The 11,292-nt window shown below is 53.9% G+C and carries 9 protein-coding genes; 4 read left to right on the top strand and 5 right to left on the bottom strand.

The window, feature by feature from the left end:
* The 4 genes from FP815_14020 to mutY form a co-directional block, all read left to right on the top strand.
* A partial coding sequence (locus FP815_14020; protein MBA3016042.1) for a HAMP domain-containing histidine kinase occupies positions 1-982 on the top strand: 982 nt, incomplete at its 5' end.
* A gap of 57 nt (positions 983-1,039) precedes the next feature.
* Positions 1,040-1,600 (top strand): response regulator, encoded by a 561-nt coding sequence (locus FP815_14015; GenBank protein MBA3016041.1) that lies wholly within the window; start codon positions 1,040-1,042, stop codon positions 1,598-1,600.
* A 258-nt stretch (positions 1,601-1,858) separates the two neighbouring features.
* Positions 1,859-3,199 (top strand): hypothetical protein, encoded by a 1,341-nt coding sequence (locus FP815_14010; GenBank protein ID MBA3016040.1) that lies wholly within the window; start codon positions 1,859-1,861, stop codon positions 3,197-3,199.
* A 16-nt stretch (positions 3,200-3,215) separates the two neighbouring features.
* Complete coding sequence (gene mutY, locus FP815_14005; GenBank protein MBA3016039.1) at positions 3,216-4,310, top strand: A/G-specific adenine glycosylase; 1,095 nt, start codon at positions 3,216-3,218, stop codon at positions 4,308-4,310.
* 11 nt (positions 4,311-4,321) lie between these two features.
* On the opposite strand, the gene FP815_14000 is transcribed toward mutY, so the two are convergent.
* The 5 genes from FP815_14000 to FP815_13980 form a co-directional block, all read right to left on the bottom strand.
* Positions 4,322-7,555, bottom strand: coding sequence for an efflux RND transporter permease subunit (locus FP815_14000; GenBank protein ID MBA3016038.1), 3,234 nt, complete (start codon positions 7,553-7,555; stop codon positions 4,322-4,324).
* Complete coding sequence (locus FP815_13995) at positions 7,552-8,607, bottom strand: efflux RND transporter periplasmic adaptor subunit (GenBank protein ID MBA3016037.1); 1,056 nt, start codon at positions 8,605-8,607, stop codon at positions 7,552-7,554. The genes FP815_14000 and FP815_13995 overlap by 4 nt, the downstream gene beginning before the upstream one ends.
* Positions 8,608-8,859: 252 nt before the next feature.
* A complete protein-coding gene (locus tag FP815_13990; GenBank protein MBA3016036.1) occupies positions 8,860-9,537 on the bottom strand; it encodes a TolC family protein in 678 nt (225 codons plus the stop codon).
* A complete protein-coding gene (locus tag FP815_13985; protein ID MBA3016035.1) occupies positions 9,488-10,252 on the bottom strand; it encodes a TolC family protein in 765 nt (254 codons plus the stop codon). The genes FP815_13990 and FP815_13985 overlap by 50 nt, the downstream gene beginning before the upstream one ends.
* A 275-nt stretch (positions 10,253-10,527) precedes the next feature.
* Positions 10,528-11,292 carry a class I SAM-dependent methyltransferase gene (locus FP815_13980; protein ID MBA3016034.1) on the bottom strand — a complete coding sequence of 255 codons (765 nt, stop codon included), beginning with the start codon at positions 11,290-11,292 and terminating at the stop codon, positions 10,528-10,530.

Here is an 11,292-nt window from a genome sequence, read left to right as displayed (position 1 = left end):
TACCTTTCTGTTTCTGGTTCATGTCGTGGTGGGCGCCATCCTGTTGCCGATGACCATGGCCTGGGGGTTGGCCGGGTTTTCTGCGCTTTGTTACGGAGGATTTTTTCTGCCAGTCAGCGCTTGGTGTGGTTATGGAGCGCCCCAGGCACTGTGTCATACTGAGCCTGTATCGCCGGAGATGAGCTTGCATCTGCAGGGGATGTGGGTGGCCTTTGCCATTACTGCATTTTTTGTGGTTTTTTTTGTTACTCGAATTCAAGAAGCTTTGACCGTGCATCGGAATACCGAGTCCCGTTTGCGTGAATCTCAGCTCAAAAATGAGCGTTTGGCATCGCTTGCGGCCCTGTCTGCCGGGGCTGCCCATGAGTTTGCCACACCTTTGTCGACAATTGCCGTTGCTGCTGGCGAATTGTATCGTGAGATGAGCCAGGGCGCTCACGAGGTCTGGTTGGAGGACCTGCGATTGATCCGTTCCCAGGTGGCGCGCTGCCGAGATATTTTGTCGCAGATGGCTGCAGATGCCGGCGAACCGTTGGGTGAGGGGATTGTCTCTCTGCGGGTAGAGGACTTGGTTGGTGAAGTGCGGGCCTCTCTTGAGCCGCAGCGGCAAGCCCGGCTGGTGATTGATTGCTCTGATCCTGATGCCACGATCACCATTCCTAAGCGATCATTGCATCGGGTGCTGAGGGGCCTGGTATCAAATGCTTTTCATGCCTCACCTTTGTCGGCAACAGTGACGTTGAAGGTGGTAGTTGGTCATGATGGAGCACACTTTACAGTGAGTGATCAGGGCTGCGGGATGGATGCGAATATTCTTGCCAGCGCTCGTGAGCCGTTTTTTACCACCAAAGAGGCCGGACAAGGGTTGGGTCTTGGGTTGTACCTGGCGTCCACCATGGCTGAACGGCTGGGCGGCGGACTTGAAATTGACTCAGCCCCAGGCCAAGGGACTACAGTCTATTTTTGGATATCAAAGGAGTAGTTTTTCAGTGTGGTTTGCATTGTCGAGCCTATCTGGATTCAGTGAGGAGGAGTGATTATGGGGGATACTGAAAGGGGTGAGCAGGCTTATTCCATTTTGTTAGTGGATGATGAGGAGGTTTTTCGTAAGCGATTGGCTGCAGCGTTTACCCGGCGGGGGTTTCTAGTCCATGAGGCTGCTGAATTCGAAGGGGCGATGGAAGTGTTGCGGAGTGTGGCTCCGGATCTGGCTTTAGTTGATCTGCGGATGCCTGGCCGTTCCGGGTTGGAATTGGTGGCTGAGGCTAAGGCCTTGCAGCCTGATATCCAAATCGTGGTGCTGACGGGGTATGGCAGTATCGCTACTGCCAGCCAGGCGATCAAGCTCGGGGCCATCCAATATCTGCCCAAGCCTGCTGATGTTGATGAGATCCTGCGTGCCTTTGCTCAGGATGGAGATGTGGAGATTGCAGTTTCGCCGGAGGACTTGACTCCCCCCAGTCTGGCCCGGGTGGAGTGGGAGCATATTCAGCGGGTCCTTGCCGATTGCGATGGCAATATTTCAGAGGCGGCGCGAAAACTGCATATTCACCGTCGAAGTCTGCAGCGCAAGCTGTTTAAATATGCCCCTTCTTCGTGAGTTGCGGGGATTTGAGGTTGAGTGTGGTCATCTTTTAATTATTGGCGCCGCGATCAAGCGTCTGATTGGTTTACACCCTTCGGCTCCGCAAGGGATATGCCACTGCCAAGATCTGGCTTAAACCACCTTTTTTATTGTTTTGCCTCATCCTTCCTCTGTGACAATTTGTCACATTGTTCCTGTTGATACATTGTGATAGGTTGCTCTAGCATTGAAATTGCCTTTGGTATAAATGAAAAAACACACAGGGAGAATATAATGATAAAGAAGTATGGAGCGCTGATGGTGGCGTCGGTTTTGCTGGCAACTACGGTTCATGCAGCAGATCGGCAGGGGTGCAAGCTGTGTGGCATGTATATTGACCAGTACCAGAAGACTAATGCGGTAGTTACGGCCAAGGATGGGACGGTTGAAAAGACCTGTGGCTGCGCCGATATGTTGCGTCTGGTCGCAGACGCCGGAGGTGTGGACGCCTTCACTTCAGTAGTTGTTCACGATTGGGCCAGCGGGAAAGAAACTCCTGCGGTTGATGCCACGTATGTTATTGGCAGTGATCTGGTGCCGGATATGATTCCTAATATCATCGCTTTTGCTGATCAGAGTGCGGCCACTACTTTCATTTCCGAGCATGGTGGCGCTGTCCTCACCATGTCCCAGGCCCTGCAGTCGATTTCGCCCATGGGGATGACTATGCCTAATCGAGTCAATTCCGCAGTTCCTCCACCTAAGGGCTCGATGAGTGTCGGTGCGGGTTATATGGACATGGTGATGGATAATCTGAAGATGGGTTCAAGCGACGTTTCTTACAACACCTTCAAGGCAGCTATGATGGCTTTGCCAATGACGAGTAGGCCAATGGCAGCGCCTAAAAAGATGGAGTCGTCAGGGGGCATGGTGATGGCCAACTACGGTATTACTGACCGTTTGGCTGTGAGCGCTAAGATCGCTGATCTCGACAAAACTATGACTTCTATTAAACTCAGTGACAATACGGAAAAGGTCACCGAGAACAGCGGGATCACCGATCTTGATCTCAAGCTGCGCTATAATCTCTGGCGCGATAACTATTACAGCAAATTTGTTACCCTGATGGCCAATACCACTTTGCCTACGGGAGATTTTGACACCGACTTTGCTAATGACAAGGTGAATATGCCTGGTCTTCAGATGGGTACCGGCAGTATCAATCTGGGAGCTGGAGTTCTGGGGTCAATCCGTTGCGGAGATTTCTGGGTTCATGGTGAGTTGAGCCACCTGGTCAACAGGGAAAACGGTGATGATTATGATTTTGGCGATGTGACCAAGTTGGGCGCGGCCTTGCACTATACCCCCACTTACGATCTGATGCTGGGTCTTGAGCTTGATGCGACCGATACCGGTAAGAACGAATTCAAGGGGAAGACGATGGAGAATAGCGGCGGCAGGGCAGTCTCACTGACCGCTGTTGCCAGTTGGAGATTCCTCTCGGCCCTTGGGGGCAATTTTACCCTCAACGGCAGTTATGGAGTACCTCTGTATCAGGATGTCAATTGGTACGGGCTGGAAAGCGACCATGCTGCTACTGCGATGCTTAATTTCTCTCATAGGTTCAACTATTGAGTAAGGCGGTTTTTTCATGAAGAAGGTAAATCAGTTGCAGCAGGCCTTGTTGTCTTGGTTTGCTGCCAATGCCAGGCCGCTGCCCTGGCGGGAACAATACCTTTCCTATCAGGTCTGGGTCTCTGAAATTATGCTTCAGCAGACCCAGGCTGAGCGGGGCGTGGTGTATTTCAAGCGGTGGATGGCCCATTTTCCAGATGTAGTTTCACTGGCTGCGGCGACAGAAGATGAGATTCTAAAATGTTGGGAGGGCTTAGGGTATTATTCCCGGGCCCGCAACCTTCATGCAGCGGCCAAGCGGGTCGTGCAGGTTCATGGTGGAAAACTTCCTGATACGCTTGCAGCCCTTGAGGCCTTGCCTGGGATTGGTAAATATACCGCCCGGGCAATTCTGAGCATCGCCTTTCAGCAGGATTCCCCGGTGGTTGATGGCAATGTAGAGCGCTTATTTGCCAGGTTGTTTGCCATTGACGAGCCGGTGAAGAAGGCCGCGGGTCAGTCCAGAATCTGGGGTCTTGCCGAAGCGTTGCTGCCGTTAGGCCAGGCCAGGGAGTGGAATCAGGCCTTGATGGAGTGTGGGGCGCTGGTCTGTGTCCGGGGGACTCCCCGCTGCGAATTGTGTCCGGTTACAGCGGAGTGTGAAAGTTTTTCAACAGGGACCACAGGGGCACGGCCTGTGGTCGAGGGTGGAAAGAAGATTGTCCAGGTACGCCTAGTGGCGGCAGTCGTTGTTGATGATAGTGGCAGGGTCTATGTCAGGCAGCGTCCGGCAAATGTCCGATGGGCTAATATGTGGGAGTTCCCGGATTTGGAGATAACGGAAAGCGCGCAACCGCTGAAGGCGGTGGTAGGTCTGTTTAAAAAAGGGGCCAGCCGTTCCCTGGATGGTTTCCTGCCTCTGACAACGGTTAATCACAAATACACCAGGTATCAGGCGACAGTACACCCTTTTCTCTGCCGTCTTCGCGGCGCTTTCAGCGGCAAGCTTCAGCAAGAAGAACAACCCTGCCGCTGGGTCACCTTGGAGGAACTCAACTCCTTGGCGTTTTCTTCCGGTCACCGTCAGATCATCGATTACTTGCCGGAATTTCTTCCCGAACAGAAAATCTGATCTATTTTTCTTCACGCTTCTTTCCTTTTCCTTAACATATAATAAAGCACCGGCACCGCCATCCGGCTGATCAGAAGGCTAGCGATCTCGCCGAACATCAGCGAGATGGCTAGCCCCTGAAAGATGGGATCGGCCAGGATTACCGAAGCCCCAACCACAACGGCCAGCGCGGTCAGCAGCATGGGGCGAAAGCGGATGGCTCCAGCCTCTACCACTGCTTCGGCCAGCGGCAGGCCGTGGCTGATCCTGAGTTCGATGAAGTCGACGAGGATGATGGAGTTGCGGACCACAATTCCGGCGCCAGCCATGAAGCCGATCATCGAGGTGGCGGTGAAGAAGGCCCCAAACCCCCAGTGGGCAGGCAGGATGCCGATCAGGGAAAAGGGAATGGCGGCCATTACCACTAGCGGCACCAGGTAATCCTTGAACCAGCCGACCATCAACATATAAATTAGGATCATGACCACGCAGAAGGCAATCCCCAGATCACGGAAGACCTCAAGGGTGATGTGCCACTCTCCGTCCCACTTGATCGCTGGTTCGGTTTCACTTACTGGTTGATTGAGGTTGTACACGGGGATCATCACCTCACTCCCGCCAAAGTCGCGGCCATCAAGGGCGGCAAGTTTTTCGTTCATTTCAAAGATGGCGTAGGCCGGACTTTCGGTAACGCCAGCCACATCGCCGGTGACGTATATGACCGGCTTCAAATTTTTCCGGTAGATCGGTTGATCAACCGGCGCTTGGCTGATCCGCACCAACTCTCTCAGAGGTACCAGCACGGTCGAGCTGCCGCTACGGAGCTGGAGATTCAAGAGATCTTCAGCGCGCGCTCGCTGGGCTTGGGGCAGCTGGACTACGATCTGCACATCTTCCTTGTCGTCTGGTTGGTGCAAAAGATCGACTGACTGCCCTTGTACCGCTGTCTGGATGGCTGCGGTGATCTCGGCCTCTGAGATGCCATGCAGGGCCGCTTTTTCTTTGTCAATCGTCATTACCGTTTTCTGGCGGGGTTCTTCCCGATACCAATCGATATCGACCACACCAGGGGTGGAGGTAAAGATTCCCTTGACCTTCTCGGCCAATTTGACCCGCTCACTGTCTGTTTGACCATAGATCTCAGCTACCAGTGTCTGGAGGACAGGTGGGCCGGGCGGCACTTCAGCCACGGCCACAGAGGCCCCGTACTTTTCGGCGATGGCGGCCACGGCAGGGCGTACCCGTTTGGCGATGTCGTGACTCTGGGCTTTCCGTTCAGCCTTGGGCAGTAGGTTGATCTGGATGTCTGCCATGTCCGGTCCGCCGCGCAGGAAATAGTGCCGAACCAGACCGTTGAAGTTGAAGGGCGAGGCGGTGCCGGCGTAGATCTGGTAATCTGTTACCTCGGGTTCCTGACCTGCGGCAGCCGCCATCTCCCGTGCGGCCTGGGTGGTTTTTTCCAGGGGCGAGCCTTCGGGCATGTTGAGGATGATTTGGAATTCGCTCTTGTTGTCAAAGGGCAGCATCTTGACTTTTACCAGGCCGAAATAGACCATGGAGCAGGCTCCGCCGAGCATGGCGATGATAACCAGGAAGAAGAGCGCGCGCCAGGCGCCATGGGCGAGGAGTGGGTCCATTATCCGATGGTATAAGCGGGTGAAGAGATCGGACGGGGCGTGATCGTGATCATCGTCGAGCGTTTCGGCGCCGTTTGACGGCAGACGTCGTTTCAGGACCCGGATTGCGGCCCAGGGGGTGACGGTGAAGGCGATGATCAGCGAAAAGATCATGGCGGCGGAAGAACCGATAGGGATCGGCCGCATATAAGGACCCATCAGGCCGCCGACAAAGGCCATCGGCAGGATGGCCGCGATTACCGCCCAGGTGGCGAGGATGGTTGGGTTGCCCACCTCGTTGACAGCCTCGATGGCTACTTCCATCAGGGGCTTATGCTGGTTTGACGGCAGGCGGATGTGGCGAACGATGTTTTCCACCACCACGATGGCGTCGTCCACCAGGATGCCGATGGAGAAGATCAGGGCGAACAGGGTGATGCGGTTTAAGGTGTAGCCGTAGAGGTAGAAGAGTAGCAGGGTCAGTGCCAGGGTCGAAGGGATCGCCAGGATGACGATGATCGACTCGCGCCAGCCTAGAAACATCAGGATGAGCAGGGTCACTCCGAAGACGGCGATGCCCATGTGCAGGAGCAGTTCATTGGATTTCTCGGCCGCCGTTTCTCCGTAGTTGCGGGTGATGCTGACCTCTATGTCGATCGGGATCAGGCTGCCTTTGAGGGTGTCTATCTTGGCCAGGATAGAGTCCACCACATGGACGGCATTGGCCCCAGGCCGTTTGGCCACCGAGATGGTGACAGCCGCCTCTTCTTCCCCGCCTTTGCCTGAGCCGTAGAGGACATAGGTGTCGGGTTCCGCTGGGCCATCGCTAATGGAGGCCACGTCACGAAGGTAGACTGGGGCGCCGTTGTGGACGCCGATGACGATCTTGCCGATCTCCTCGGCCGAGGTTAGGAAGAGACCGGTCTGCAGGATAATCTCGCGGTTTTGTGAAAGCAGGGAGCCTGAGGTGTTCTGGCGGTTTGCCTGTTGTAGTTTTGGGGCGATGTCAGCCACTGTCTGTGAACGTGCTGCGAGCAGCATGGGATCGAACAAAACTCGGACCTGGCGTTTGGCGCCGCCGATCAGTTTGGTCTCGGCAACGTGCGGAATATTTTTTATGGCATCGTCTATCTGCGCAGCAAGACGGCGCAAGGTGTAGTGATCGTAGCGTGAGCTGTGCAGGGTGAGCGCCAGGATCGGCACGTCATCAATGGTGTGGGGTTTGACCAGTGGGGGGGATACGCCCTGAGGGATGCGATCAAGATTGGTGGCCAGCTTCTGATTCAAGCTGACGATGGCGTTTTCCATGTCGTGGCCAACAAAAAAGCGGGCAACAAGGAGGCTTTGGCCGGGCATTGAGGTGGAGTAAATATATTCGATTCCCGGCAGTTCGTAGAGGAGTTTTTCCATGGGAATGGAGACTCGTTCTTCTACCTCTTTCGGTGTGGCGCCTGGCATGGAGACCATGACGTCGATCATCGGCACTATGATTTGTGGTTCTTCTTCGCGGGGGAGCATCATCACGGCCATTGCTCCGAGCAAAAGGGAGGCAATGATGCCGATGATGGTCAGCTTCGAATTGGCAAATGATGAGGCTAGGCGGCCGGCAAAGTCGTGTGATGTGTCGTGTGCATTGTGTTGATTGGTCATGGCGTAACTCTGGCCGGTTGGCCGTCTCTTAGGGTGTTTACGGCCTGCACCACCACCTGTTCACCAGGGTTGAGGCCGGAGAGAATTTCAACTTTGCCGTCGCGGTTAAGGCCGGTGCGGACCAGACGCATATTGATGGTGTTGTTGTCGATGACGAAGATTCGTTCCATCTGGCCGAAGACGGAAACCGCCGTTTCCGGTACTAGCAGGATCTTAGTGCTCACGCCGGGGAGGATGACTCTGACGAATTGGCCAGGGCGCAGGGAGGGGGAGGGCTCGAGGTCGAGTTTCACCACTGCCGAGCGGGAGATGGCATCAGCCACCGGGGCGATCTCCGCCACTGTGCCTGTAGCTGAGAGATTGGAGGCCGGTATGCGCACAGATAACTGGTCCCCCGGTTTGATTGCCAAGAGTTGGGCCTCTGGCACAGCCGCCACAGCCTGGAGCGCCTCGGTGTTTTCGAGGATGAGCAGTGGTGTTCCCACGGTGGCCAGATCGCCGGCGTTGGTCAGTTTGCTCGAGATCAGGCCGCTGAACGGGGCGCGGATGGTGATGTAGCTGAGCATGGTCTTGGCCTCGGACTGGGAGGACTTGGCAAGTTGATAGGCGTCTTCCAGGGCGTTGACCGTTTCTCTGGTTGAGGCATTTTGGGTGAGCAGTCGTCGTTCCCGTTCCAGGTTTCGTTTGGCTTGGGCCATGGCGGTTTCAGCTTGGGCCAAGCGTGCTGAAATCTCAGCGGCGCTCAGTTTGACCAGGAGATCACCTTGTTTGACTGTTGCCCCAAGGACTACAGGCATCTCGGCAATGGTTCCCGTTACCTTGGCAGAGATGGTTGCTCGTTGCACAGCCTCAATCGTGCCAACTACTTCGTTCTCCATGGAGGTGATGGTTTCAGTCGCGGTAATAACGGTAACTTTAACTGGCGTGGCCGGTTTGTTGATTGTGTCTTGCTCATGTTTAGTTTCCTGCTTACACCCCCCGGCAAAGAGCAATACTCCGCACAGGAGAGTCGGGAGCAGACGTTGGCCAATGATTCGTGAAGATGTTGTCATGGGTGGCACCTGTATTAAAAAAAGGGTAACTACTTTTAGGTTAGCGGTAATCAGTTATCGGTTTACAGTTAAAAAAATCGTAACTACACAGGTTAACGGTAATCAGTTATCGGTTTACGATTAAAAGAATCATGGTTAGTCATAAATCATCGCATGATACTCAATGTCAGTGTGTCCTCAGCCATTGGCAGGTCCCAATCACCGTCAACTGTCAACCGTAAACCGATAACCTAAGCAGTTACAATTTGCTTATTATTTCTCGGGGAGAGGACAGTGTCTCAGTTCGGTCGTTTGAGCCTCGCTGATGTCGTCAAACTGGGGTATCCCCATGGCTCGGCGCAGATCGGCAATGGCGACCCGGCGAGTGGTTTTAGTCACGGTACGTCGGATCGTGGATTCGGTGAGGCGGTTTTCTGCAGCGATCAGGTCGGATGACAGGACTACTCCCTCACTGAATCGGGCTCGGTTGATGCCTGCGCTCTCCTGGGCCTGGCTGACGGTCTTTTCGTTAACTTTCAGCCTCTCTTCGGTCTCTCGCAAGGCGAGACGGGCCCGTTCCACCTCCAGGCTGATAGCAAGCTCCATCTTGTTTCGATGCTCCTGGAGTTCTGCCAATTGGGCAGTGGCCCTGGTGACTTCCGAGTCGGTTCGGTGGCCGTCAAAGAGGGGGTATTGGAGTTTGACCCCGGCTTGCCATGAGTCACCTGAACCACCGGTAATAGAACCGTGTTCTAGGGTATAGGCGGCAAAGCCGTCGACCGCAGGATAACTGCCGGCCTTGGCTTGACGAACCCGAGCTTTGGCTGCCTCAATCATGGCATCGATATTTTTGAGTTCGAAACGACCGTCATAGTTGGGGGTTGTCGGCATTATCTGGATATCACAGGTTGCCTCCGGAATAGTGTTGGTTGAGCCTTTGTTGATGCCCATCAGGGTCAGAAATATTTTTTTTGGCCAGCGCTAAGGTGTGTTCCGCCTGGATCAGGTTTTCTCTGGCTTGCGATTGCTGGACTTCAAGGTCGAGCACCGAGTCGAGGAGTAGGACACCGGCATTGTGACGGGCCTTTGCCACTTCTAGGGAGGCGGCTCCCGCCTCGACGGCGGCCTGTTGGGCTTGGACGATGCCTTCGGCCTGGGTAATGCTGTGAAAGGCCTTTACGACCTCAAACGCCAGTTGGGCATGGATGGAAGAGAGGTCCATCTGGGTGGCGGCGGCCTGGGCGGTGGCGGCCTGAACGCCGGCCTTGTTCCGTCCGCCATTGTACAGCCGATACCCCACTTGGACGGCGCCGCTCAGATTGTCGGTCCGGCCTGGGTCGTTAAAGTCGATGGCTTGAGAGAACTCACCCTGGTTTAAGATATTGCCGAAGGAGTACATGGGCGAGTTGGTCTGACTGTATTGAGAGGTAAGCGTGACTTGTGGAGCTTGGACCGAGCGCTCAAGGTCGATGGCAGCTTGGGCGGCGATGAGCCGCTGCCTGCCCACCTTGCTGTCAGGGTTGTTGGCCAGGGCGAAGCGCACGGCATCATGAGCGCTCCAGGTTGGCGGCGTGGGTATTTGACTGGTTTCGGCGCTGGCAAGGGAGGGTCCTGCCCCGATAAGGAGGACAAGAAAAGTGATTGTTTGTATGTGCTTAGTCAGCATGTCAGTCACTCGCGGGAAGGGATAGTGTTTGGTTGATTAGTATTTAATTGAATGTTTGAATTGATGCAAGGATTATTTTTTTGTTCTTGAGGTAGCTGTAGGAATTTGTTTTTAAAATAGAGAAATAGAGTACCATTACGCACCTACCATAGAGGCTGCCTTTATGTACTGGTTGAGTTTCTCTGGGCTTAGGCTGTATGTTGTGCTTCGATAATGCGGCTTTTTCTTCTTGGCTGAACTCTGGTCTTTGTATAAGGATGGGAGATTGTAGTTGATTAGTGGTTCCGGTTCCAGATCCTGTTTTTTATGCGGTATAAGGTCTGGATTAAGCGCCAGGCCTTGGTTGATTCGATATGCTTGAGGCGGGTTGTGCATTCAGTGTGTAAGGCTTCTATCTCGGTTGCTTGTTGTTGGCTTTTGGTCACATCTTCATGAAGGGTAGAGATGATCGTCTCATAATTAATAACACTTTCTTTTAAAGTTTGTTCCTGTTTGTTGATAGTTTTTTCGCAAATATCGATATCGTTTAAGACGATCTGGATGTGTTTGTTTTTTTCTTCTATCTCATCCTGCAGTTCGATAACCCGTTCGAGTGTTCTGCGATATCGGTCTTCCGTGTCAAGCGTTATCGATCCCAATTCAGGCTCAGGCAGCGTGGTGTCAGAGCACAGGGCAATAATATATTTCCCTTCAACTGTCCCATTCTGCATTAACTTGAGTGAACTGTCTTCCTGTCCATCTGTAAGGACATAGGCCAGCAGAGCGGACTGCTCCCAGAATTTGACCGTTGTAAAATGTTGGGAGAGAAAGTCGTGAAATTCCTGGCGGTAAAATTCCTTGGTGTGGAATTCGTTGTGATAGTGGGCAAGGTCGGAATAAATTCGTTTGTCCGGTGTGGAAATCAGAAAGAACCCGTCCGGTTTCAGTACCCGCTTGATTTCTTTGATAAAAGATTCTTGGAGGTCGCCAGTGACATGTTCGATAGTCTCGAAGGAGATTGCGGCGTCAAACGTGGCAGGGAGGAAGGGCAGGGCAGCAAT

The organism is Desulfobulbaceae bacterium, assembly GCA_013792005.1.
Lineage (GTDB): Bacteria > Desulfobacterota > Desulfobulbia > Desulfobulbales > VMSU01 > VMSU01.
Note: the sequence above shows the minus strand (reverse complement) of the source record. Positions and strands in the feature narration are given on the sequence as shown.